Below are 24,140 nucleotides of genomic sequence, written 5' to 3'. Positions count from 1 at the left end.
GCTTAGAGGGCGCCCTTCGTGGAGGGGAGGATGCCGGCCGCGCGCGGGTCGCGCTCACTGGCGTACCGCAGGGCCCGGGCGAGGGCCTTGAACTGGCACTCCACGATGTGGTGGGCGTTGCGGCCGTACGGCACGTGGATGTGCAGGGCGATCTGCGCCTGGGCGACGAAGGACTCGAAGATGTGCCGGGTCATCGTCGTGTCGTACTCGCCGATCATCGGCGCCATGTTCTCCGGCTCGGTGTGCATCAGATACGGGCGGCCGGAGAGGTCGACGGTCACCTGGGCGAGGGACTCGTCGAGCGGGACCGTGCAGTTGCCGAAGCGGTAGATGCCGACCTTGTCGCCGAGGGCCTGCTTGAAGGCGGCGCCGAGGGCGAGCGCGGTGTCCTCGATCGTGTGGTGCGAGTCGATGTGCAGGTCGCCGTCGGTCTTGACGGTGAGGTCGAACAGGCCGTGCCGGCCCAGCTGGTCGAGCATGTGGTCGTAGAAACCGACCCCCGTCGACACGTCGACCTTGCCGGTGCCGTCGAGGTCGATCTCGACGAGGACCGAGGTCTCCTTGGTGGTCCGCTCGACTCTGCCTACGCGGCTCATGCCAACTGCTCCTTTTTGAGTTCGCGTACCGCATCGAGGAACGCGTCGTTTTCGGCGGGAGTTCCCGCGGTGACCCGCAGCCAGCCGGGCACGCCGTTGTCCCGGACCAGGACGCCCCGGTCGAGGATCTTCCGCCACACCTCATGGGCGTCGGCGAACCGTCCGAACTGCACGAAGTTGGCGTCCGACTCCGTGACTTCGAAGCCGATCGCGCGCAGCTCGTCGACGAGGCGGTCGCGCTCGGCCTTGAGCCGGCTCACATAGCCGAGGAGCGTATCCGTGTGCTCCAGGGCGGCGAGCGCGGTGGCCTGGGTGACAGCCGACAGGTGATACGGCAGGCGGACGAGCTGCACGGCGTCGACGACCGCCGGGTGGGCGGCGAGATAGCCGAGGCGCAGCCCGGCCGCGCCGAAGGCCTTGGACATCGTGCGGGAGATGACGAGGTGCGGGCGGCCCTCGAGCAGCGGGAGCAGTGACGCTCCGTGGCTGAATTCCACGTACGCCTCGTCGACGACGACGATGGACGGCTTGGCGGCCTGCGCGGCGTCGTACAGGGCGACGACCGTGTCGGCCGAGACCGCGTTGCCCGTGGGGTTGTTGGGCGTGGTGATGAAGACGACGTCCGGCCGGTTCTCGGCGATGGCCCGCGTGGCCGCTTCGGGGTCGATGGTGAAGTCGTCGCGGCGCGGGCCCGAGATCCAGCCGGTGCCGGTGCCGCGCGCTATCAGGCCGTGCATCGAGTACGAGGGTTCGAAGCCGATCGCCGTGCGGCCCGGGCCGCCGAAGGTCTGCAGCAGCTGCTGGATGACTTCGTTCGAGCCGTTCGCCGCCCACACGTTGGTGAGCGTGACCTCGTGGCCGCCGGTCCGCGTCAGATACTCGGCGAGCCGGGTGCGCAGCTCCACCGCGTCCCGGTCCGGGTAGCGGTTGAGGTGCCGGGCGGCCTCGCGCACGCGCTCGGCGATGCGCTCGACCAGCGGCTCGGGCAGCGGGTAGGGGTTCTCGTTCGTGTTCAGGCGGACGGGGACGTCCAACTGGGGCGCGCCGTAAGGGGACTTGCCCCGCAGCTCGTCCCGGACGGGAAGGTCGTCGATGCCCGAGATGCGTGCGTCGCTCACTGGCCCGGCACCTTCCATCCGAACCTCGCCTTGATGGCGGCGCCGTGCGCGGGCAGGTCCTCGGCCTCCGCGAGCGTCACCACGTGGTGGGCGACCTCGGCCAGGGCCTCGCGGGTGTAGTCCACGATGTGGATGCCGCGCAGGAAGGACTGGACGGACAGGCCGGACGAGTGGCACGCGCAACCGCCCGTCGGCAGCACGTGGTTGGAGCCCGCGCAGTAGTCGCCGAGCGAGACCGGCGCCCAGGGGCCGACGAAGATCGCGCCCGCGTTCTTGACGCGGTCGGCGACGGCCGCGGCGTCGCGGGTCTGGATCTCCAGGTGCTCGGCGCCGTACGCGTCGACGACCCTGAGGCCCTCCTCCACGCCGTCGACCAGGACGATCGCGGACTGCCTGCCCGCGAGGGCCGGGACGATCCGGTCCTCGACGTGCTTGGTGGCGGCGACCTGCGGCTGCAGCTCCTTGGCGACGGCGTCCGCGAGCTCGGTGCAGTCCGTGACGAGGACGGCGGCGGCCAGCGGGTCGTGCTCGGCCTGGCTGATCAGGTCGGAGGCGACGTGCACCGGGTCGGCGGTGTCGTCGGCGAGGATCGCGATCTCGGTCGGCCCGGCCTCGGTGTCGATGCCGATGCGTCCCGTGAAGTACCGCTTGGCGGCGGCGACCCAGATGTTGCCGGGTCCGGTGACCATGTTGGCGGGCGGGCACTCCTCGGTGCCGTACGCGAACATCGCCACGGCCTGGGCGCCGCCGACCGCGTACACCTCGTCGATGCCGAGGAGCGCGCAGGCCGCGAGGATCGTCGGGTGCGGCAGGCCCTCGAAGTCGGCCTGGGGCGGCGAGGCGAGCGCCATGGAGGCGACGCCGGCCTCCTGCGCGGGCACCGCGTTCATGATCACGGAGGACGGGTAGACGGAGCGGCCGCCCGGTGCGTACAGACCGACGCGCTCGACCGGCACCCACTTCTCGGTGACGGCGCCGCCGGGCACGACCTGGGTGGTGTGCGAGGCGCGGCGCTGGGCGCGGTGGACGGCGCGGGCGCGGCGGATGGACTCCTTGAGGGCGTGGCGGACGTCCGGGTCGAGCCACTCCAGGGCCTCGGCGAGGGCGGCGGCGGGCACCCGGACCTGCTCCAGCTTCACGCCGTCGAACTTCTCCGCGTACTCGATCAGTGCCGCGTCGCCGCGATGATGCACGTCTTCGCAGATCGGACGCACCTTCTCCAGGGCGGCCGCGACGTCGAAGTCGGCACGGGGCAGCAGGGCGCGCAGAGCGGGGCCCTCGGGGAGGGCGTCGCCGCGCAGATCGATTCGAGAGATCACATGTCCAATTCTCGCAGACCGCCACGGGCGCCCGGTCGCCCGTATCAATGGCTGATACAAGCCGTCCGGACGTTTACGGTTCGCCCGGCGAATTAACGGAAGACCACGTTCACCACTAGCGTTCAGCCGGTCACGGAGCGGGCATGAACAGGTGTACGAGGCACGCGTGCGCCGCGGGAACGTACGGGAGGAAGTCAGCAGTGGTCGACGACACCGGCATCGGGGACCCGCCGGACGGGCTGACCGCCGCGGAGATCGGCATGTGGCAGGCGTTCCGCAACGGCAGCGTGTACGACCTGAGGTCGGGGGACGCGGCGGTGGACGACCCGCACGGCGGCCACCCCTGGGGCCCGGGGCGCAGTGTCCGGGCCCGCATCGTGTGCTGGCTGCTGCTGGACGGTCCGCCGGCGCTGGCCGGGCGGGTGTCGTCGCTGAAGCTGGCCGGGGTGCAGATCACCGACGTGCTGGACCTGGCGGGCGGCGTGGTGGTGCCGTACGCGGAGCTGAAGGGCTGCCGCTTCGAGAAGGAGGTCCTGCTCCCCGAGGCGCGCTTCACCACGCTGCGCATGGTCGACTGCTCGATCCCGCGCCTGGAGGGCGCCCGGCTGCACACCGAGGGCGACCTGCATCTGCCGCGCTGCCGCGTCCACAACGGCATGCGGCTCACGGACGCCCACATCGGCACGGACCTGCTGCTCAACCAGGCCGTGGTGTACCGCGACCGGCGCGGCCGCTCGATCATGGGCGACGGCATGACGGTCGGCCAGGACCTGCAGGCCGAGATGCTGGAGTCGCACGGCGAGCTGAGCCTGCGCGGCGCGAAGGTCGGCGTCAGCCTGAGCCTGCGCGGGAGCCGCCTGGCCAATCCCTACGGCCGCCGCGCCCTGAACGCGCCCCAGCTCACCGTCGAGCGCACCCTGTATCTGACCCCGGCGGGCGTCGGCAATCCCCCGCAGACCAGCGGCACGACGCCCGCGCGCGGGACGCGGGTGCAGCGCTTCGAGTGCGAGGGCGGCATCCGTCTGGACGACGGGCGCTTCGGCGACGCGGTGGATTTCGGCCAGGCCAGGTTCACGCTGCAGAACGACCAGGAGGTGTCGCTGCGCCGCGTCCAGACGCCCGAGCTGCGCTTCCTCTCCGAGGCCCCGCGCCGCGGCAGGATCGTGCTGTCCGGCGCCCGGGTGGTCAACCTGATGGACAGGGCGGCGAGCTGGCCGGGCCCCGGCGGCCTGCAGATGGGCGGCTTCACGTACGAGAACCTCATCCCGCAGGGCAGCTTCCCGCTGTCCCGCCGCCTCCAGTGGGTGGCCGCCGCCACCGCCGAGTACAACCCCGAGCCCTACGAGAAGCTCGCCACCGTCCTGCGCAACGGCGGCGAGGACGCCGACGCCCGCGAGGTGCTGCTCGCCAAGCAGCGCCGCCGCCGCGAGACGCTGCCCCCGGCGGCCAAGCTGTGGGGGTACGCCCAGGACTGGACGGTCGCGTACGGCTACCGGCCGGGGCGGGCCGCGCTGTGGATGGCGGTCCTGTGGGCGGCGAGCGCCATCGCCTTCTCGCGGGCCGACCACCCCCCGCTCAAGCCCGGCGAACACCCCAACTGGAACCCCTCCCTCTTCGCCCTCGACCTCCTCCTGCCGGTCATCAACCTGGGCCAGGACAGCTACTGGCAGCTCCGCGGCGGCTGGCAGTGGCTGGCCGCGGCCCTGATCCTGCTCGGCTGGATCCTGGCGACGACGGTGGCGGCGGGGGCAACGCGATTGCTGCGCAGAAGCTGAGCCCCGCTGCGGAACCGTTACCTGGCGATGGGCAACCATCGCCCCGCCTCGCCCGTCAAGACACAACGACCGCCAGAGACCATCCACGCGCAAGGGGGGAACCACCATGCCGCTCCTGCGTGCCCTCGTCCGCACCGCCCGCATGGTCCGCCACACCCCACGCCTGGCCACCGGCCTCACCCCCGACGACGAGGTGCTGCTCGACGTCCCGGACGACCGCCTGGGCCCGGCCCTCGTCGCCGCGGGCCGCGGTGAGTACGGCCCGGCCGCCAAGCTGCTCGCCACCACCCGCGAGGCCGCCGAGTGGGAGAACCGCGACCGGTACGCCACCCGCCTCGCCGCGTTCGCCCGCTCCCGCTCCGAGTGGTTCGACGACTGGCTGTCCGCCGCCCCGCACGACCCGGACGCGGCGCTGCTCAAGGCCGAGCTGGCGGTCGTACGCGGCTGGGCCTCCCCCGCGCGCGCGGAGCTGCTGCGCGAGGTGAGCCCGCTGCTCACGGCGGCCGCCGACGCCGACCCGCGCGACCCGGTGCCGTGGCGCATCGCGCTCGACCACGCCCGCGGCACGCACGCCTCGCACTCCGAGTTCGAGGCGCTGTGGGCGCAGGCGGTGCGCCGCTCCTCGTACCACTACGGCTGCCACGCCTCGGCGCTGATGTATCTGTCGGCGGACTGGTACGGCTCGCACGCCGAGTGCTTCCACTTCGCGGAGCGGGCGGCGGCGGACGCGCTGCCCGGATCGCTGATACAGGCGCTGCCGGTGCGCGCCGCGTTCGCGTATCTGACGAGCGCCGCCGGAAATCTGCCGCGCGAGCGCCTGGACAGCGCCGCCGACCTGGCGGTCGCCCTGTCCGGCGAGTACGCCGCCGCCGACCCCTGGCCGGCCGAGGTCCGCAACCTCCTCATGTACGTCCTGATCCGCCTGGAGCGCTGGCACGACGCGTTCGACCAGCTCCGCCTGATCGGTCCGCACGCGACGTCGTTCCCCTGGGACCGGCTCTCCGACGACCCGCTCGGGCAGTTCCTGGAGCTGAGGGACGGGGTGCGGATAGAGGTCGCGGCACGCACACCGCTGCGCGGCGGGCGCGCGCACGCGGACGGTCCGGGCTCCGGTGGCCGTTAGGCTTTCGGATCGTGACGACCGTCCGGCTTCCGCTCTTCCCGCTCAACTCGGTGCTGTTCCCGGGACTCGTGCTGCCCCTGAACGTCTTCGAGGAGCGCTATCGCGCCATGATGCGCGAACTCCTGAAGGTTCCCGACGAGGAGCAGCGGCAGTTCGCGGTCGTGGCGATCCGTGACGGCCGGGAAGTCGCGCCGAGCGCGCCCGGTCTGCCCGACCAGACCGCGCAGCCCGAGCAGGGGCCCGCCGCGGGCTTCGGCGACGACCCGATGAAGGCCTTCCACGAGGTGGGCTGCGTCGCGGACGCGGCGACCATCCGGGAGCGCGAGGACGGCGGCTTCGAGGTCCTGGCCACGGGCACGACCCGGGTGCGGCTGCGCTCGGTGGACGCGTCCGGGCCCTTTCTGACCGCCGAGCTCGAACCGCTGGAGGAGCAGCCGGGCGAGGAGGCGGGCGCGCTCGCCCAGGGCGTGCTGCGGGCCTTCCGCTCGTACCAGAAGCGGCTCGCGGGCGCGCGGGAGCGCTCCTTGTCGACCAGCGCGGAGCTCCCCGACGAGCCGTCGGTGGTGTCGTACCTGGTCGCGGCGGCGGCCGTGCTCGACACCCCCACCAAGCAGCACCTGCTCGAAGCCCAGGACACGGCGTCCCGGCTCCGCGAGGAGCTGAAATTGCTGCGCACCGAGACCGCGATCATCCGTAACCTGCCGTCGTTGCCCGCGACGGAGCTGACGCGCGGCACGACGAGCCTCAACTGAGGTACGCAACGGCCGTACGAAGCAGGAAAGCGACGAGCAGCGTGGCGAAGAAGCAGAAGAAGACGCAGGCGGGCGGCACCCCCGCGACGGTGGCCCTGACCGCGGCGGGCACGCCCTTCACGGTCCACTCCTACGACCACGACCCCTCCCACTCCAGTTACGGCCAAGAGGCCGCGGAGGCGATGGGAGTCTCGCCCGACCGCGTCTTCAAGACGCTGGTAGCGGACGTCGACGGCGAACTGACCGTGGCCGTGGTGCCGGTGGCGGGCACCCTGAACCTGAAGGCCCTGGCCACGGCGGTAGGCGGCAAGCGCGCGACGATGGCGGACCCGGCGGCGGCCGAGCGCACCACGGGCTATGTACGCGGCGGAATCTCGCCCCTGGGCCAGCGCAAGAAGCTCCGTACGGTCCTGGACGACTCGGCCTCCGCACACCCCACGATCTGCGTCTCGGCGGGCCGCCGCGGCCTGGAGGTCGAACTGGCCCCCGCCGACCTGGCGGCCCTCACCGCCGCGGTACTCGCCCCGATCGGACGTGAATGACCCCTCGACGGGTCCCCGGTCCTCGACTAGGACCACACCCATGTCGAAAAAAACACGCAAGCGGAAATGGCGCACAAGAAAGGGCAAGTCGAACCACGGAAGGCGCCCGGCGTAGCTTGAGGTTGTTCAAGCCCGTCCGGCTGCCGGTTGTTCTTTCAAGCCCGTCCGGCGTTTGAGGACGAGGCCGAAGGCCGATTCGGCGGGAGCTGTCCCACCCACCCAAGAATCCCACCCACCCGGGGGGTCCAGGGGGCGCGAGCCCCCTGGTTTCGGGAAGGGGCGCCCGCGCGCGGAGCGCGCTAGTGGACGCAGCGGGGAAAGCCCCGCAGGGCACCCCTACCGCTCAGGCGGCGCCCCATACGCATCGCGATACCCCTCGTCGTACGACGACAACGACTCAGGATCCCGAGGCCCAAAGAACCCCGTCAGCGCAAGCTGAACGACCATCGCGGCAACGGGCCAAGCCAACAGCACCCCCTTGGCCTTCAACTCCATGGGCGCGTCGAAGACAACCCCGCGCCCCACAGACTTGGCGTGCGCCACGACATCCGTCTCGGGCCCGACCCACACCCCCACCCGCCAAGCGAGCACCGCACCCAGCAGGGACCCCACGGCCAGCCCGACGACCAGCGGAATCCCACCCCGCCGCCGCACGAGGAACACCACGAGCGCGCTGACGAACCCGAACGCGAGCCCCAGCAGAGTGAACGTTCCGTCGACCCCGATGGCCTGCTCGCCCTCGGTGTCCTTGAGGTACACCGCCTCGTTGTCGGCGATCAGCGGCACCCGGGGCGCCAGCCACAGCCACAGCAGCCCGAGCAGCACTCCGCTCACCGCCACCGCGATCATGATCACTACGGCGTCCCGCACCTCGGCCTTCATGCCGGGCCCACCCTCCTCCTGCGCTGTCTCGGCCCCGGGCCCCGAGGGCTTCGCGGGTCCCTGCCAGGGATTCTGCCCGGGCTGGTCGTGCGGCGGTTGGGAGGGAGTAAGCGGTGCGGTCACGCACACATGGTGCCAGCTCGACCTGAGATGCGCCCCACCGGACGGCGGATCGGCGTCAGCGGACGGCGGCCCGCCGGTAGGCCCAGGTGGCGACGGCCAGCGAGACGACGCCGACGCCCGCGCAGACCGCGAGGTCGAGCAGCACGGCCGCCCAGTCGGGGTCGGGCCGGAAGGTCCGGGCGAGGGCCTCCACGCCGTACGTGGAGGGCAGCAGGTCGCGCGCGTACTGGAGGAATCCGGGCATCCGGTCGGCCGGGAGCACCCCGAGAAGGAGCGCGGCGGACATGCCCATCTGCCCGAGCAGGGTGGCGAGTTCGGGCCGCGGCGCGAGCAGGCCAAGGGCGGCGCCGAGCCCGGCGAGCGCGGCACCGGCGAGCGGGATCACCGCGGCGAGCACCCACAGGTGCGTCAGCGGCAGGCCGAAGAGGCCGCAGCCGACGACGGCCGTGACGATGGTGCCGGGCACCGTGAAGGAGGCGTACGCGGCCGCGGCGCCGAGGACGACGGCGGCGGGCGGCACGGGCAGCGTGGCGTAGTGGTCGAGGCCGCCGTCGCCGCGGAGCTGGCCGAAGTACTGGGCGAGCAGGTTCAGCGCCACGAACGCGACCACGAGCACGGAGGACCCGGCCACGACGGCGTGCGCCTCCCCGCCCCCGTCCACCACGCCCCGCATCAGGATCATGATCCCGACGGACTGGAAGGTGGCGACGAAGAGCAGCGGGATCCGCGCGACGCGGGCGCGCGAGAGCTGCGCCCGGTACACGGCGCCCAGGGCCGGCAGGAGCCGCGCCCGCGCCCCGAGCGGCGCCGCGACGTCCGGCACCGGTGCGACACCGTCCTCGGCGCGCACGACGGCTTCCAGGGGAACGGCACTCAACGGACAACCTTCCTGCCGACTGGCCTGACAACACCACGCCTCACGGGCGCCCCACAACTCGGCCCACGTCCGCGCGGCCTGCGCCCACCAGACTCACGTGCCTGGGATTCACGCTTTCACCAACCCGTCGCCGCCCCGCCCGCCCAGCGCGAGATACACGTCCTCCAGGCTGGGCGTGGCCAACGTGAAGTCGTCCAACGCGGCAAAGGCGCCCCCGCCAGTAACCGCGGCGACGGCCGCCCGCGCCTCCTCCGGCGCGAGCCGCAGCGTCCACTTGCGCCCGGACTCGACCGCGGAGGACCGCAGCGCGGCGACCTCCGGCACGTCGACAGGCGCCCGCTCGCGCCAGACGAGCTCCACCCGGACCTCCCCGGCGACCTGTTCCTTGAGCCCGGTGGGGGTGTCGCAGGCGATCACCCGGCCGTGGTCGAGCACGGCGACGCGGTCGAGCACCGTCTCGGCCTCGATGACGTTGTGGGTGACCAGCAGGACGGTCGTGCCCTGCTCGGCGCGGCGCCGGTCGACCGCGCCCCACACGGCGCGCCGCGCCACCGGGTCCATGCCGGTCGTCGGCTCGTCGAGCACGAGCAGGCGCCGCTCCCCCACCAGCGCGGTGGCGAAGCAGGCGAGCCGGCGCTGACCGCCGGACAGCTTCTTCAGGGGGCGCGAGGCGAGGGCGGTGAGCCCCAGCTCGTCCAGGACGTCGTCGCGCTCGGCCCGCGCGCGGGCGGTGTCGAGCCCGCGGAGCCGCGCGGTCGTCTCGACGGCGAGGGAGACCGTCAGCTCGTCGAGGGCCGTGGATTCCTGCCCCAGATAGGCGAGGAGCCGGGCGGCCCGCTCCGGATGGCGCACGATGTCGTGGCCGAGGACCTGGACGCTGCCGCTGTCGGGCCGCATCAGCCCGGTGAGCTGGCGTACGAGGGTGGACTTGCCGGCGCCGTTGGGCCCGAGGAGGCCGAAGATCTCGCCGCGGCCGACCTCGATGCCGAGGCCGTCGCTGGCCCGGACCTCGGGCGTAGCGGGCCTGCCGCGCCTGCCGCGGGCGGCCGGATAGACCTTGACCAGGTCACGCACGACGCAGACGGCATCGCTGCCGTGCCCCTGCCGGAGCCCCTGTCGGACTGCCTGTGCCGCGCGCGTACTCACGAAGGACGAGGGTACGGGGTCCGATGTCCGGTATGGCGCGCGGGGCGGCCCTCGCGCCCCCTCATCACACTGAAAAGGGCGCTCACTTCTCCGTACGCTTCTTCGGAACTTCCCCGAAAAGGGGCCGTACCTCCGCCTCATTCCCCCGCGGGAGCGTGCTCGGCGGCGGTGCGGACGTCGATCTCGCGCCAGAAACCCGCCCGGATCGCGTACCGGTCGTGCTCGTCGATCTGGTCGTCCTTGTGGGCGAGCAGCCCGAACCGGGCCGCGTACCGCAGCAGTTCGCCGTCGATGCGGTGCGGGATGCGCGGGTACATCGCGCCGAGCTTCTGCAGGTTGTGCTGCTCGGGCAGGCGGGCCATCCAGCGGCGGGCGAAGACCTGGCCGACCTCGTAGGGATCGCCGCCGACCGTGGTGATGTCCTCCTCGCGGTCGGCCCAGCGCTGCTCGGCCGTGGTGAGCTGGGCGAGCGTGGGCAGCGCCGCGGCCTCGGCGGATTCGGCGGGGGTGCCGGGGCGGTCGACCCAGCCCTTGTCGGACGACCAGCGCAGGGTCGCGTTGGCGGCCTCCTTGACGGGCTGGGTGCCGGGGCCGCGCAGGGCGGCGAGGTCCTTGGGGGTGGGGACGCCCTTGGCGGCCGGAATCCGCTCCCCGTTCTCCTGACCGCGAGGGGCCGACGCGGGGTGCGGGGCGGGGGCCGGGCGGGTCTGGTCACCGCCGGTGGCGAGCGCGGACTCGGGCAGCGGCGCGGAGAGGATCGCGGCGATCTCGGGGCGCGGCGCGGGCGGCGGGGCGCAGACGCCGGTCAGTTCCTTGGCGCGGACGGCCTTGGTGATCCACGCGCGGTCGAGGACCCGCCGCTCGTCGGCCTCGGCGACCAGGTCCTCGGACTGGTTGTAGTCGCCGTCGGCGGCCTGCACGGCCCAGAGGTGGACGGCGACACCGTGCTCCTTGGCTGCCATCATGCCGGGCAGCAGGTCGCCGTCGCCGGTGACGAGCACGACGTCGGAGCAGGCGCGGTTGCGGGCGAGCTCGGTCAGCTCGGCGTGCATCGCGGCGTCCACGCCCTTCTGCGCCCAGCGCCCGTCGCTGCGGGTCAGGGCGCCCAGGCGGACGGTGACGCGCGGCATCACACGGAGCCTTCGGTGCTCCGGCTGGGGTACGCGGTCGGGGGCGCCGTCGAACCAGTAGATCCGCAGCAGGGGGCGCTCCGTATCGGACTCGGCGCGCTCGCGCAGGCCATGGATCAGGGCGGTGTGATCGACCGTGATCCTGGACCGGGAGGGCTCTCCCGCGAGGAGGCTCGCGGCGGCTCCCAGCAGATACCCGGCGTCCACCAGGACGATGCAGCGGTCCACGCGATCCACCCTCTTTCCCTGGAAGATTCCTGAAGGTGCCCGAAGGTCCCACAGATCCCGGACGGGGATCAGGAGATTCAAAGGATCGGGAGATCCAGAGGATCCTGGAGGTTACTTCGGGTTTCCTTCGAGTCTGCCCGACCTCGGGGAGGTTAACGGCCCGAACTCGATCTTCGGCGTGGCGTATCCGCTCTGTACCCATCGACAGCCCTTATTACGCACGGTAATTATCCGAAATGCGCGTTCTGTGGACCTATGTGAGTCTGGTCGCGTCCTGGCCCCCAGATCACCCCAGGAGGAAGATCACCATGGCCAAGAACAAGAACCGCAAACAGGCCGCCCAGCAGAGCCGTGCCTCGCAGGCCGAGAAGGCCCAGGAGGAGGCGAAGTCGGCGGCGACGGAAGCCCAGCAGGCCATGCAGTCGCAGGCCCAGGGCAGCCCGGCGGATGTTGCCCGTAAGCACCAGCGTCGTTTCGGCCACAACTGACGCAACTGACGCCTGCACAGGCACACATGAGGGGCGCACCCGAACCGGGTGCGCCCCTTGGCCGTGCGGCGCTCCTGAAGCCGTTGTCCAGGAGGCGTGCTCCAGAAGCCGTGATCCAGAAGGTCAGCCCGCCAGGCAGGACGGGCCGAGCAGCACCTTCAGGTCGCCGAAGAGCGCCGGGTCGGGCTTCACGCGGTGCCGGTCGAGCCGGAGCACCGTGGTCTTCTGCGCGCCCTGGAGCTTGATCCGCACCTCGCTGTTGCCCTTGTGGTGGCTGAGGATCTCGCCGAGGCGGGTGACCATCGGCGGGCTCACCTTCACGGTCGGGATGGTGATCAGTACGGGCGCGTTGGTGCCGGCGTTCGACAGGTCGGGGACCTGCATCTCCATGGCGACGAGGCGGGGGACGTCCTCACGCTTGTCGAGGCGTCCCTTGACGAACACCACCGCGTCCTCGACCAGTTGCGTGGACACCAGCTGATACGTCGCGGGGAAGAACATGCACTCGATCGAGCCCGCCAGGTCCTCCACCGTCGCGATCGCCCACGCGTTGCCCTGCTTGGTCATCTTGCGCTGCAGCCCGGAGATGATCCCGCCGATCGTCACCACCGCGCCGTCGGAGAAGTCCCCGCCGGTCAGCTGCCCGATCCCCGCGTCCGCCTTGTCGGACAGCACATGCTCGAGCCCGAACAGCGGGTGGTCCGACACATAAAGGCCCAGCATCTCCCGCTCCTGGGCCAGCAGATACGTCTTGTCCCACTCCTCCTCGGAGAACTCCACGTCCAGGCCGAACCCGGGCTCACTGGAGTCGTCCTCGCCCATCCCGCCGAACAGGTCGAACTGCCCCTCGGCCTCCTTGCGCTTGACCGCCACCACATTGTCGATCATCGGCTCGTACTGCGCGGTCAGACCCTTGCGGGTGTGCCCCATGGTGTCGAACGCGCCCGCCTTGATCAGCGACTCCGTGGTCCGCTTGTTGCAGGCGGCCGCCTCCACCTTGTCCAGGTAGTCGGGGAAGGACACGAACTTCCCCTTCGCCTTGCGCGAGCGGATGATCGACTCCACGACGTTCGTGCCGACATTGCGCACCGCCTCGAGCCCGAACAGGATCACGTCGTCGCCCTGCGCGGCGAAGTTGTGCACCGACTCGTTCACGTTCGGCGGCAGCACCTTGATGCCCATGCGCCGGCACTCGTTCAGATACACCGCCGACTTGTCCTTGTCGTCCTTCACCGACGTCAGCAGCGCCGCCATGTACTCGGCCGGATAATTCGCCTTGAGATACGCGGTCCAGTAGGTGACAAGGCCGTACGCGGACGAGTGCGCCTTGTTGAACGCGTATCCGGCGAAGGGCACCAGGACGTCCCAGAGGGCCTGGATCGCCTCGTCGGAGAAGCCGTTCTTGCGGGCGCCGGCCTGGAAGATCGCGAAGTTCTTCTCCAGCTCCTCGGGCTTCTTCTTGCCCATCACGCGGCGCAGGATGTCGGCCTCGCCGAGCGAGTAACCGGCGACGATCTGGGCGGCCTTCTGCACCTGCTCCTGGTACACGATCAGGCCGTAGGTGAGGCCCAGGGTCTCCTTCAGGGGCTCTTCGAGCTCCTTGTGGATGGGGGTGATCTCCTGGCGGCCGTTCTTGCGCTCGGCGTAGTTCGTGTGCGAGTTCATGCCCATCGGGCCCGGCCGGTACAGGGCCGAGACGGCGGAAATGTCCTCGAAGTTGTCGGGCTGCATCTGGCGCAGGAGCGAGCGCATCGGGCCGCCGTCGAACTGGAAGACGCCGAGCGTGTCACCGCGGCAGAGCAGTTCGTACGTCTTGGGGTCGTCGAGGGGGACCTCGAGCATCTCCAGCTTGATGCCCTTGTTGGCCTCCACCATCTTGACGGCGTCGTCCATGATCGTGAGGTTGCGCAGGCCCAGGAAGTCCATCTTGATCAGGCCGAGCGACTCGCACTGCGGGTAGTCCCACTGCGTGATGGTCACGCCGTCGGTGTGCCGCACCCAGATCGGGGCGTGGTCGATGATGGGCTCGCTGGACATGATCACGCCCGCGGCGTGCACACCCATCTGCCGGACCAGGCCCTCGACGCCCTTGGCGGTGTCGATGACCTTCTTCACGTCCGGCTCGTTCTCGTACATCCCCCGGATCTCGCCCGCCTCGCTGTAGCGCGGGTGCTCGGGGTTGGTGATGCCGTCGAGGTCGATGCCCTTGCCCAGGACGTCGGCGGGCATGGCCTTGGTGAGGCGGTCGCCCATCGCGTACGGATAGCCGAGGACGCGGGCGGAGTCCTTGATGGCGTTCTTCGCCTTGATCTTGCCGTACGTGCCGATCATGGCGACCTTGTCCTCGCCGTACTTCTCGGTCACGTACCTGATCACTTCGACGCGCCTGCGCTCGTCGAAGTCGATGTCGACGTCGGGCATGGAGACGCGCTCGGGGTTGAGGAACCGCTCGAAGATCAGTCCGTGCTCGATGGGGTCGAGGTCGGTGATGCCCATCGCGTACGCCACGATCGAACCGGCCGCGGAGCCTCGGCCCGGGCCCACCGCGATGCCGTTCTTCTTGGCCCACATGATGAAGTCGGCGACCACGAGGAAGTAGCCCGGGAACCCCATCTGGATGATGATGTCCATCTCGTACTCCGCCTGCTTCTGGCGGTCGTCCGGGATCCCGTTCGGGAAGCGGCGGTGCATGCCGCGCCGCACTTCTTCCTTGAACCAGGTGACGTTGGTGTAGCCCTCTTCGGGGATGTCGAACTTCGGCATGAGGTCGCGCTTCTCGAACATGCCGGTCGTGTCGATCTGCTCCGCCACCAGAAGGGTGTTGCGGCAGCCCTCCTGCCACGCGTCCGAGGAGTCGATCGCGTACATCTCGTCCGTGGACTTCAGGTAATAGCCCGTCCCGTCGAACCGGAACCGGTCCGGATCCGAGAGGTTCTTGCCCGTCTGGATGCACAGCAGGGCGTCATGCGCCGTCGCCTCGTGCGCGTACGTGTAGTGCGAGTCGTTGGTGACCAGCGGCGGGATGCCGAGCTTCTTGCCGACCTCCAGCAGGCCGTCGCGGACCCGGCGCTCGATCTCGATGCCGTGGTCCATCAGCTCCAGGAAATACCGGTCCTTGCCGAAGATGTCCTGGTACTCCGACGCCGCCTTCAGCGCCTCGTCGAACTGGCCGAGCCGCAGCCGGGTCTGCAGCTCACCCGAGGGGCACCCCGTCGAGGCGATCAGACCCTCCGACCACTGGGAGATGGTCTCCTTGTCCATTCGCGGCCACTTCTGCAGCCAGCCCTCCGCGTACGCGTCCGAGGACAGCTTGAACAGATTGTGCAGGCCGGTCTTGTTCGCCGCCCAGATCGTCTTGTGCGTATAACCACCCGAACCGGACACGTCGTCCCGCTTCTGGTGCGGCTGGCCCCACTGGATCTTGCGCTTGTTGCGCCGGGACTCCGGCGCCACATACGCCTCGATGCCGATGATGGGCGTCACGCCCGCCTTCTGCGCCGAGTGGAAGAAGTCGTACGCCCCGTGCAGGTTGCCGTGGTCGGACATCGCGATGTGCGTCATGCCCATCTCATTGCACGCCTTGAACATGTCCTTCAGCCGCGCGGCACCGTCCAGCAGCGAGTACTGGGTGTGGACGTGCAGGTGCGTGAACGGCGGCTTCGACACGGCTGGGGCCTCCAACGAGAACACTGGGCGACAGGCTGCGGGCAGTCTGGGGGGACAGCGTGGAAGTCTAGTCCGGCTCACTGACAGCGGGCGGGCACTCGGGAGTACGGTCGGGCGTTGAAGGGGGCGGAGGCCGTCCCAGACCAAAGGGGCGGAAGACCGTCCCCTATGTCATGCACCAGGAGGCACCCCGCGATGTCGGTCCCGCAGCCCACCGCCGAGCAGCGCGGCGAGGAGATCCTCGCCGTCTTCGACACCGCGTTCGGCGAGCTGCTCGCCGCCGACCCCGCCGCGTTCCGGGTGAAGTTCCGGAAGATGGCGGCCTCGGCCTTCGCGTTCTACCGCGGCACGGCAGGCCTCTTCTACCACGACCTGGAGCGCGAGCAGCACGACGGTGCGTACGTGGACGACCGCACGGGCCGGGTGTGGATCCACGGCGACCTGCACGCGGAGAACTTCGGCACGTACATGGACTCCCAGGGCCGCCTGATCTTCAACGTGAACGACTTCGACGAGGCGTACGTGGGCCCCTTCACCTGGGACCTCAAGCGCCTGGCCGCCTCCCTGGCCCTGATCGGGTACACGAAGGCGCTCAGCGACGAGCAGATCACCCGCCTCGTGCGCACGTACGCCGCGGCGTACCGCGAGCGGATCCACGACCTGGCGACGGGCGCGAAGAGCGACGAGGTGCCGCCGTTCACGCTGGACACGGCCCAGGGCCCGCTCCTGGACGCGCTGCGCGCCGCCCGCTCGCTGACCCGCTTCGGGCTCCTGGAGTCGATGACGGAGATCCGCGACTTCGAGCGCCGCTTCGCGCCGGGCGGCGGCTCCATCGAGCTGGACGCGGCCACGAGGTACAAGGTCCTTGCCGCCTTCGACGGCTATCTGGAGACGCTTCCGGAGTCCTCGCTGTCCCGCCCGGACTCGTATCGGGTGAAGGACGTGGTGGGCCGCCGCGGCATCGGGATCGGCTCGGCGGGCCTGCCCTCGTACAACATCCTTCTGGAGGGCAACAGCGACGCGTTGGAGAACGACGTCGTGATCTATCTGAAGCAGGCCCAGACCCCGGCCGTGTCCCGGCACATCACGGACCCCGCGGTCCGCGGCTACTTCCAGCACGAGGGCCACCGCACGGTCATCTCGCAGCGCGCCCTGCAGGCGCACGCGGACCCGTGGCTCGGCTGGACCGAGCTGGACGGCGCCGGCCAGCTCGTCGCCGAGGTCTCGCCGTATGCGGTGGACCTGGACTGGTCGGACATCGACGACGTGGAGGAGATCTCCGCCGTGGTGGCCGACCTGGGCCGGGCCACGGCGACGATGCACGCCGCCGCGGACGACGAGTCCGGGCACTCCGACCTGGTGCCGTTCTCCACGGAGCGGGCCATCGACGCCGCCATCGCGGCCGACGAGGGCGGCTTCGCCGAGCTCCTGGTCGACTTCGCGCACAGCTACGGCGCACGCGCCCGCGCGGACCACCAGATCTTCGTCGACCTCTTCCGCAACGGCCGCATTCCCGGCCTCTGACAGTCATGTGATTCATAGGGACCCTTTAGGGGTCCCTTACGACGGCTCATGGCACACTCGCTTGCGCGATGGACATATCCGGGACCCAGATGAGAGTGGTGCGCGCGGCACTGTTCACGGCGCTCGTCGTGATGCTGTCCGCCGCGTCGCACATTCTGCTGTCCCGGGCCCCGCTGCCGCTCACGACCTGCCTCGCCGTCACTGCCGTCGTCTATGTCATCGCCTACGCGCTGGCGGGGCGCGAGCGCGGGTTCGGCCGCATCGCCGCGCTCCTGATCCCGCTGGAGCTGGCCGCCGACACCGTCTTCACCTCGGGCCAGCACGTCTGCTACGGCCAGGCGGGCGGCCCCGTCACGGGCCCGCTGCGGTCCTTCGGCGTCGACGTGCTGTGCGGCGGCGGCAGCGTCGGCTCCCCGCTGGCCCGGATGGCGGGCGGCGAGGGCCACGGCGCCGCCGCGCTGTTCGCCGACGGCGGCCCGGCCACGGCCTGGCTGCTGCTCGGCGCGCACGTCGGCGTCGGGCTGCTCGCCGCCGTCTGGCTGGCCCGGGGCGAGCGGGCCATCGCCGCCCTGCTGCGCGCCGCGGCCGCCTCGACCTTCCGGCCGCTGCTCATCGCCGTCGCCGTGGTGAGCGCCCGGACCGCTCCCGCGCGCCGGCTGCCGCGGCCCGTCCGGCGGACCCCCGCGGTGCGGTCGCGGCTGCTCGTGCACTTCGTGGGACGGCGTGGACCGCCGTGCTCGGCACTACACGCCTGAGCACAGCACCTTCCACCTGCCACACCCACGGAGAAGAATCATGAGCAAGCGCAACAGCCAGGCCGCCAAGCAGGCCGCCCGCGAGCGGATCCGCGCCCAGCAGGAGGCCGAGCGCAGGCGCGAGAAGCGCAAGCGGTCCATCATCGTCGGCACGTCCATCGTCGGCGTCCTCGCCCTCGCGGGCGGTGTCTCGTACGCCGTCATGCAGAGCAACAAGCCCGGCTACTGGGACGAGGCCAAGGACAAGAAGCTCGTCAAGCCCGCGAACACCTCGGGCAAGGACGGCACGACCGTCGTCATCGGCAAGGACAGCGCGAAGAAGACCCTGAAGGTCTACGAAGACCCGCGCTGCCCGATCTGCGCGAGCTTCGAGCAGGCCGTGGGCCCGACGGTCGAGAAGGACCTCAAGGACGGCAAGTACAAGGTCCAGTTCGTCGGCGCCACGTTCCTCGACCGGAACATCCCGGGCGAGGGCTCCCGCAACGGCATGAGCGCGCTCGGCGCCGCCCTGAACGTCAGCCCGGACGCCTTCCTCGCCTACAAGAAGGCGCTGTACTCGAAGGACAACCACCCGAGCGAGCAGGACGACAAGTTCAAGGACGACGCGTACCTGCTCAAGATCGCCGACCAGGTGCCCGAGCTGAAGAAGAACGCGGGCTTCAAGAAGGCGGTCAAGGACGGCACTTACGACCGCTGGGCCCTCGCGATGGGGCAGGCGTTCCAGGACGACAAGGACGGCGTGGAGGGCACCCCGGCCTTCGTCATGGACGGCAAGCAGCTCAAGGGCTCCGACAAGGAGAACGCGCCGATGACGGTCCCGGACTTCAACAAGGCCGTCGATGAGGCGCTGAAGGGCTGATCTGAACGGTGCAGGCCTGAGCCGGGAGTTGCCCGAAGGCCTGAGCCGGGAGCTATCACGCAAGCGCAGTAGACGCGTTGCGGAAGAGCGGGCGAACTTTCGGGGATCGCCCGCTCTTCGCCGTTACCGGTCCGTAGGGTGCCTGTTCGTGACCAGTCGAATAGACAACTCCCTTACGCCGCCGAGTGATCCCGACAGACAGCCGGGCACCTCACCCGCCCCCGTCGCCCCGGGCACCTCGCTCACGCCGCGCCGCCGCACCGTCGTCAAGGCCGCGGCCGCCACCGCCGCCCTCGCCGCCCCGCTCGCGGCGACTCCCCTCGCCCGGGCCGCCGCCGGCCCGGCCTTCCTGCACGGCGTCGCCTCCGGTGACCCGCTGCCCGACGGCGTCCTGCTGTGGACGCGGATCACGCCGACGCCCGACGCCGTGCCCGGATCCGGCAAGGGCTCCGACGTCGAGGTGCGCTGGGAGATAGCCGAGGACAAGGGCTTCAGCAAGGTCGTGGGCCGCGGCTCGACCACCGCGAAGGCGGCGAGCGACCACACGGTCAAGGCCGATGTAAGGGGCCTGCGCCAGGCGACCACCTATTACTACCGCTTCTCCGTAGGCGACGGTTCGCCGGTGCACTCCCCCGTCGGCCGCACCCGCACCACGCCCGCCCACGAGGCCTCCGCGCCCGGCGTCCGCTTCGGCGTCGTGTCGTGCTCCAACTGGGAAGCCGGCTACTTCTCCGCGTACCGCCACCTCGCCGCCCGCACCGAACTCGACGCGGTCCTGCACCTCGGCGACTACCTCTACGAGTACGCGTCCGGCGGCTTCGCCTCCTCCGGCGACGTCGTACGCGAACACCGGCCGAGGCACGAGATCCTCACCCTCGCCGACTACCGGCTCCGGCACGGCGCCCACAAGACCGACGCCGACGCGCAGGCGATGCACGGCACGCACCCGGTGATCGCGATCTGGGACGACCACGAGGTCGCCAACGACGCCTGGTCCGGCGGCGCGGAGAACCACACCCCGGAGACCGAAGGCCCCTGGGCCGCGCGCGTGGCCGCCGCCAAGCAGGCCTACTTCGAGTGGATGCCGGTGCGCCCGGCCACCGAAGGCACCGTCTACCGCAGGCTGCGCTTCGGCAAGCTGGCCGACCTGCACCTACTCGACCTGCGCTCGTTCCGCTCCCAGCAGGCGGGCGTGGGCAGCGGCGACGTCGACTCGCCGGACCGCACCATCGCGGGCCGCGCCCAACTCGACTGGCTGAAGGCGGGCCTGGCCGCGTCGGACGCCGCGTGGAAGCTGGTCGGCACGTCGGTGATGGTCTCGCCGGTCGCGTTCGGCTCGCTGCCCGCGTACCTCCTGAAGCCCCTCGCGGAGCTGCTCGGCCTGCCCGAGGGTGGCCTGGCCGTCAACACCGACCAGTGGGACGGCTACACCCACGACCGCAAGGAACTCATCGGACACCTGCGGGACAAGGGCATCCGGAACACCGTCTTCCTGACCGGCGACATCCACATGGCGTGGGCCAACGACGTGCCGGTGACCGCCGCCACGTACCCGGCGTCGCCGTCCGCGGCCACGGAGTTCGTGGTCACGTCCGTGACCTCCGACAACGTCGACGACTTCCTGAACGTCGCGCCGCACACCCTGTCGCTGGTCGGCGTCGCCGCGATCAAGGCCGCCAACCGCCATGTGAAATGGCTGGACATGGACTCGCACGGATACGGCGTCCTGGACGTCACGGCCGAGCGCTCGCAGATGGACTACTACGTGATCTCCGACCGCGCGGACCCGAAGGCGACCTCGTCGTGGGCACGCTCGTACCGCACGCTCACCGGCACGCAGAAGGTGGAGCGGGTGCAGGCGCCGGTGCGCTGAACGGGCCCCGCACACCGGTCCGATCCACGCCCGCCGACCCCTTACGCTGTCGCCCATGAGCGACCAGGGGGACGTACTCGACGGGCGGTTCGAGCTGCTCGAGCGGCTCGGCAGCGGAGGCATGGGCACGGTGTGGCGGGCGCGCGACACCGTGCTGCACCGCGAGGTGGCGCTGAAGGAAGTCCGGCCTCCGGGGCCGGAGTCGACCGGCGACGCCTCGCGGGTGCTGCGGGAGCGGGTGCTGCGCGAGGCCCGCGCCCTCGCCCGCGTCAATCACCCCCATGTCGTGACGATCCACCACATCGTCGACGTGGAGCCGCATCCGTGGCTGGTGATGGAGATGCTCCCGGGCCGCACCCTCCAGGACCTCCTGGAGGAGCGCACCCTGCCGCCGCGGGAGGCGGCGCGCCTGGGCCGGGAGCTGCTCTCGGCGCTGCGCGCCGCCCACGCCGCGGGCATCCTGCACCGCGACATCAAGCCCGCCAACGTACTCCTTCGCGAGCCGTCCCCGGACCGTCCCGACGGCGTCCCGCCCGCCGTCCTCACCGACTTCGGCATCGCCGCCCTCCAGGGCTCCACGCGGCTCACCGCGACCGGCGACCTGATCGGCTCCCCCGAGTACATCGCGCCCGAGCGCGTCCGGGGCACCGGCGAGGGCCCGGCCGCCGACCTGTGGTCACTGGGTCTGGTGCTGTACGTCGCCGTGGAGGGCGTGAGTCCGCTGCGCCGCGCGTCGACCCTGGCCACGCTGGCCGCGGTGCTCGACGACCCGGTGCCGCCGCCGGTGCGCTCCGGTCCGCTCGCGCCGGTCCTTCAGGCACTGCTCGTACGGGATCCGGCGCTGCGGCCCGAGGCGGCCCGCCTGGACGCGATGCTCGCGGCCGTGGCGGACGGCGTCGAGTGGCAGCCCACGGAGACGGCGCCGCGCCCGGCACCTCCCCCACCGGGACCGCTCGCACAGACTCCGCCCGCACCGCTGCCGTATCCCGGGCCGCCGCCGCGCCCCGAGTCACGCAGACGTACACCCGTGGTGGTCGCGGCCGTCTCGGTCGTGCTCGCGCTGGTGGCGGGGGCAGCGTTGGTCCTCGCGCTGCGGGACGGGTCCGAGCCGGACGGCAAGGCAGGCGGGGAGACCACCACCGGCGCGGGGCCTTCAGCGAGTCGTACGCCTACGGAGACTGGCTCCAAGGCCCCTTCCGCGACGCCCACGACAGGGGAGTCCCCGTCCCGCGGCACACCCCCGACGTCCCCCACCCCGACGGCTTCGTCCGCCCCGCCCGCGTCCGGCCGCTGGATCGCCCAGCTGCACTCCGAGCCGGGCACCTCGTCCGCCGCGACCCGCGACCGCAGGCTCGCGGCCGTGCGCAAACAGGTCCCGGAGGCGCAGTACCTGCGCAGCGACGACTACGCCTCGCTGCGCCCGGGCTTCTGGGTGTTCTACGCGCCGGGGCCGTTCGCCGACGGGCGCGCCGCGCTGCGGTTCTGCGCGGAGCGCGGCCGGACCTCGGGCACCACGTGCGTGGGCCGCTATCTCAGCGACAGCAGCGGCGACTACGCCCTGCAGTGCAAGCCGCCCGCGAGCAGTCCGGTGGGGCGCTGCACCCGCCCGTGACATCCGTGTGCCGGGCCGGGCCTACAGCGAGTCGAGGAACCCCAGCGCCGTACGCCACGTGGCCTCCGCCGCCTCGGCGTCGTAGTCGTCCAGGTCCGGGTCGGTGTACAGGTGCCCGGCGCCCGCGTAGCGGTAGACCTCCACATCGGCCCCGGCGCGGCCCATCCGCAGATACCAGGCGCTGAGCCAGTCGTCCGTCTCGAACGGGTCGGGCTCGGCGACGTGCAGCTGCACCGGCAGCTCGTCCACGGACGCGTTCTCCGCGATGTCCGACGTGCCGTGCAGGAGCAGCAGGCCGCGCGCCTTCTCGTCGCCGAGGGCGAGGGTCTGCGCGGTGGCGGCGCCGAGCGAGAAGCCCGCGTACACCAGGCCCCGCTCGGAGTAGGGCGCGGCCGCCAGGATCGCGCGCTTGAGCAGTTCGTCGTTGCCGAGCCCGTCCTTGAAGGCCAGCCCTTCCTCGACGGACTCGAAGGTGCGGCCGTCGAACAGGTCGGGGGTCCACACCTCGTGCCCGGCCGCCCGCAGCCGGTCGGCCGCCGCGCGGACCGCGGGCCGCAGCCCGTACGTCGAATGGAAAAGCATGATGTTCATGGGGCCATCGTGCCATTTCCCCTCGGAGGCCCACCTACCCTCGGAGGCATGGAGAACGTCCTGCGTCCGTTGATCGTGGTCGGCGGCTCGGTCGTGCTCACGCTCGCCGTCGGCTGGCTGGCCGACCGGGTGCTGCGCCGCGCCGACGCCCGGCAGCCCGAGCAGCCGCTGTGGGCGCTGCTGCGTCGCTGCCGGCTGCCGCTGCAGGTGGTCATGTGCACGGCTCTGCTGCGCGGTACGTACGAGCGGGCGGAGGTCTTCGAGGGTCACTCGGTGGGCATCGGCCGCACGCTCACGCTGGTGCTCATCGGCTCGGTGGCCTGGCTCGCGGTGCGGATCTCGGCCGCGGTGGTGGAGTCCTCGTACGCGCGCTACGCCTCCGCGCACCGCGACCCGGCCCGCGTCAGACGCGTACGTACGCAGGTCACGCTGATCCAGCGGGTGGTCGCGGCGGTCGTCGGCGTGGTGGCCGTCGCCGCGATGCTGCTGACCTTTCCCGCCATGCAGGCGGCCGGGGCGTCGCTGCTCGCGTCGGCGGGCATCCTCGGCATCGTCGCGGGCGTGGCCGCGCAGTCCACGCTCGCCAACCTCTTCGCGGGGCTGCAGATCGCCTTCGGCGACATGGTGCGGATCGGGGACACGGTGGTGGTGGACGGCGAGTGGGGCGTCGTCGACGAGATCACGCTGACGTTCCTGACCGTGCGGACCTGGGACGAGCGCCGGATCACGATGCCGGTGTCGTACTTCACGTCGAAGCCCTTCGAGAACTGGTCCCGCGGCGGCGCCCAGATGACCGGCACCGTGTTCCTCCAGCTCGACCACACGGCCCCCATCGAGGCGATGCGCGAGAAGCTGCACGAGATCCTGCGCGAGTGCGCCGCCTGGGACGGCCGCGACTGGGGCCTCGCCGTCACGGACACCACGCCGAACACCATCCAGGTGCGCGCGCTGGCGACCGCGAAGGACGCCGACGACATCTGGACGGTGCGCGTCACGGTCCGCGAACAGCTCGTCACCTGGCTGACCGAGCACCATCCGTACGCGCTGCCCCGGGTCAACACGGCCTGGGCGGTGGAGCCACCGGACGGCCACCATCCGCAACCGGCGACGCCGCACGTGCCGCGCACGGGGCGGGGCTGAGGCAGGGCGGCCGGTGGGCCG

The 24,140-nt window shown here is 71.3% G+C and carries 20 protein-coding genes; 11 read left to right on the top strand and 9 right to left on the bottom strand.

Going from position 1 to position 24,140, the window contains the following annotated elements; genetic code table 11:
- Positions 1-2 precede the first annotated feature (2 nt).
- The 3 genes from hisB to hisD are packed head-to-tail and all read right to left on the bottom strand — an operon-like array spanning position 3 to position 3,033.
- Positions 3-596: an imidazoleglycerol-phosphate dehydratase HisB gene (gene hisB / locus AC0KTA_RS28525; protein ID WP_481051078.1), complete on the bottom strand. Its 594-nt coding sequence runs from the start codon at positions 594-596 to the stop codon at positions 3-5.
- Positions 593-1,732: a histidinol-phosphate transaminase gene (locus AC0KTA_RS28520; RefSeq protein ID WP_481051077.1), complete on the bottom strand. Its 1,140-nt coding sequence runs from the start codon at positions 1,730-1,732 to the stop codon at positions 593-595. Before AC0KTA_RS28520 ends, hisB begins: the two co-directional genes overlap by 4 nt.
- The gene (gene hisD, locus AC0KTA_RS28515; RefSeq protein WP_481051076.1) at positions 1,711-3,033 is read right to left on the bottom strand and encodes a histidinol dehydrogenase; all 1,323 of its coding nucleotides are present in this window, start codon (positions 3,031-3,033) and stop codon (positions 1,711-1,713) included. Before hisD ends, AC0KTA_RS28520 begins: the two co-directional genes overlap by 22 nt.
- 260 nt (positions 3,034-3,293) lie before the next feature.
- Here hisD and AC0KTA_RS28510 point away from each other — a divergent pair, with 260 nt between their 5' ends.
- The 4 genes from AC0KTA_RS28510 (at position 3,294) to ybaK (ending at position 7,225) form a co-directional block, all read left to right on the top strand.
- Positions 3,294-4,808: an oxidoreductase gene (locus AC0KTA_RS28510; RefSeq protein ID WP_481056592.1), complete on the top strand. Its 1,515-nt coding sequence runs from the start codon at positions 3,294-3,296 to the stop codon at positions 4,806-4,808.
- Between the two features lie 106 nt (positions 4,809-4,914).
- On the top strand, positions 4,915-5,931 hold the full coding sequence (locus AC0KTA_RS28505) for a hypothetical protein (RefSeq protein ID WP_481051075.1): 1,017 nt from the start codon (positions 4,915-4,917) through the stop codon (positions 5,929-5,931).
- Positions 5,932-5,942: 11 nt separating this feature from the next.
- Positions 5,943-6,683, top strand: coding sequence for an LON peptidase substrate-binding domain-containing protein (locus AC0KTA_RS28500; protein ID WP_481051074.1), 741 nt, complete (start codon positions 5,943-5,945; stop codon positions 6,681-6,683).
- A 41-nt stretch (positions 6,684-6,724) separates the two neighbouring features.
- A complete protein-coding gene (gene ybaK, locus AC0KTA_RS28495) occupies positions 6,725-7,225 on the top strand; it encodes a Cys-tRNA(Pro) deacylase (RefSeq protein WP_481051073.1) in 501 nt (166 codons plus the stop codon).
- Positions 7,226-7,561: 336 nt separating this feature from the next.
- Here the strand turns inward: ybaK and AC0KTA_RS28490 are convergent, their stop codons facing one another.
- The 4 genes from AC0KTA_RS28490 to AC0KTA_RS28475 all read right to left on the bottom strand — a co-directional run bounded on the left by AC0KTA_RS28490 (position 7,562) and on the right by AC0KTA_RS28475 (position 11,611).
- A complete protein-coding gene (locus AC0KTA_RS28490; RefSeq protein ID WP_481051072.1) occupies positions 7,562-8,230 on the bottom strand; it encodes a DUF2567 domain-containing protein in 669 nt (222 codons plus the stop codon).
- A 55-nt stretch (positions 8,231-8,285) separates the two neighbouring features.
- Complete coding sequence (locus AC0KTA_RS28485) at positions 8,286-9,107, bottom strand: ABC transporter permease (protein WP_481051071.1); 822 nt, start codon at positions 9,105-9,107, stop codon at positions 8,286-8,288.
- 108 nt (positions 9,108-9,215) lie between these two features.
- Positions 9,216-10,253 carry an ABC transporter ATP-binding protein gene (locus AC0KTA_RS28480; protein WP_481051070.1) on the bottom strand — a complete coding sequence of 346 codons (1,038 nt, stop codon included), beginning with the start codon at positions 10,251-10,253 and terminating at the stop codon, positions 9,216-9,218.
- Positions 10,254-10,390: 137 nt separating this feature from the next.
- On the bottom strand, positions 10,391-11,611 hold the full coding sequence (locus tag AC0KTA_RS28475) for an NYN domain-containing protein (RefSeq protein ID WP_481051069.1): 1,221 nt from the start codon (positions 11,609-11,611) through the stop codon (positions 10,391-10,393).
- Between the two features lie 308 nt (positions 11,612-11,919).
- Between AC0KTA_RS28475 and AC0KTA_RS28470 the strand changes: the two genes are divergently transcribed.
- The gene (locus tag AC0KTA_RS28470) at positions 11,920-12,099 is read left to right on the top strand and encodes a hypothetical protein (RefSeq protein ID WP_481051068.1); all 180 of its coding nucleotides are present in this window, start codon (positions 11,920-11,922) and stop codon (positions 12,097-12,099) included.
- A gap of 123 nt (positions 12,100-12,222) precedes the next feature.
- On the opposite strand, the gene dnaE is transcribed toward AC0KTA_RS28470, so the two are convergent.
- Complete coding sequence (gene dnaE / locus AC0KTA_RS28465) at positions 12,223-15,765, bottom strand: DNA polymerase III subunit alpha (RefSeq protein WP_481051067.1); 3,543 nt, start codon at positions 15,763-15,765, stop codon at positions 12,223-12,225.
- Between the two features lie 195 nt (positions 15,766-15,960).
- Here dnaE and AC0KTA_RS28460 point away from each other — a divergent pair, with 195 nt between their 5' ends.
- From AC0KTA_RS28460 to AC0KTA_RS28440, 5 genes are all read left to right on the top strand, one after another.
- Positions 15,961-17,289: a DUF2252 domain-containing protein gene (locus tag AC0KTA_RS28460; protein WP_481051066.1), complete on the top strand. Its 1,329-nt coding sequence runs from the start codon at positions 15,961-15,963 to the stop codon at positions 17,287-17,289.
- Positions 17,290-17,357: 68 nt separating this feature from the next.
- Positions 17,358-18,044 carry a hypothetical protein gene (locus AC0KTA_RS28455; RefSeq protein ID WP_481051065.1) on the top strand — a complete coding sequence of 229 codons (687 nt, stop codon included), beginning with the start codon at positions 17,358-17,360 and terminating at the stop codon, positions 18,042-18,044.
- 40 nt (positions 18,045-18,084) lie between these two features.
- Entirely contained in the window at positions 18,085-18,903 is an 819-nt protein-coding gene (locus tag AC0KTA_RS28450; protein ID WP_481051064.1) for a thioredoxin domain-containing protein, read from the top strand.
- A 148-nt stretch (positions 18,904-19,051) separates the two neighbouring features.
- Entirely contained in the window at positions 19,052-20,776 is a 1,725-nt protein-coding gene (locus AC0KTA_RS28445; RefSeq protein ID WP_481051063.1) for an alkaline phosphatase D family protein, read from the top strand.
- Between the two features lie 55 nt (positions 20,777-20,831).
- Positions 20,832-22,388 carry a serine/threonine-protein kinase gene (locus tag AC0KTA_RS28440; RefSeq protein WP_481051062.1) on the top strand — a complete coding sequence of 519 codons (1,557 nt, stop codon included), beginning with the start codon at positions 20,832-20,834 and terminating at the stop codon, positions 22,386-22,388.
- A gap of 21 nt (positions 22,389-22,409) precedes the next feature.
- On the opposite strand, the gene AC0KTA_RS28435 is transcribed toward AC0KTA_RS28440, so the two are convergent.
- The gene (locus tag AC0KTA_RS28435) at positions 22,410-22,979 is read right to left on the bottom strand and encodes a dienelactone hydrolase family protein (RefSeq protein ID WP_481051061.1); all 570 of its coding nucleotides are present in this window, start codon (positions 22,977-22,979) and stop codon (positions 22,410-22,412) included.
- A gap of 48 nt (positions 22,980-23,027) precedes the next feature.
- Here AC0KTA_RS28435 and AC0KTA_RS28430 point away from each other — a divergent pair, with 48 nt between their 5' ends.
- Positions 23,028-24,119: a mechanosensitive ion channel family protein gene (locus AC0KTA_RS28430; protein ID WP_481051060.1), complete on the top strand. Its 1,092-nt coding sequence runs from the start codon at positions 23,028-23,030 to the stop codon at positions 24,117-24,119.
- The last annotated feature ends 21 nt before the right edge of the window (positions 24,120-24,140 follow it).

The sequence above is a fragment of the Streptomyces sp. Y309 genome, assembly GCF_056712025.1.
This window is presented reverse-complemented; position numbering and strand designations above follow the sequence as displayed.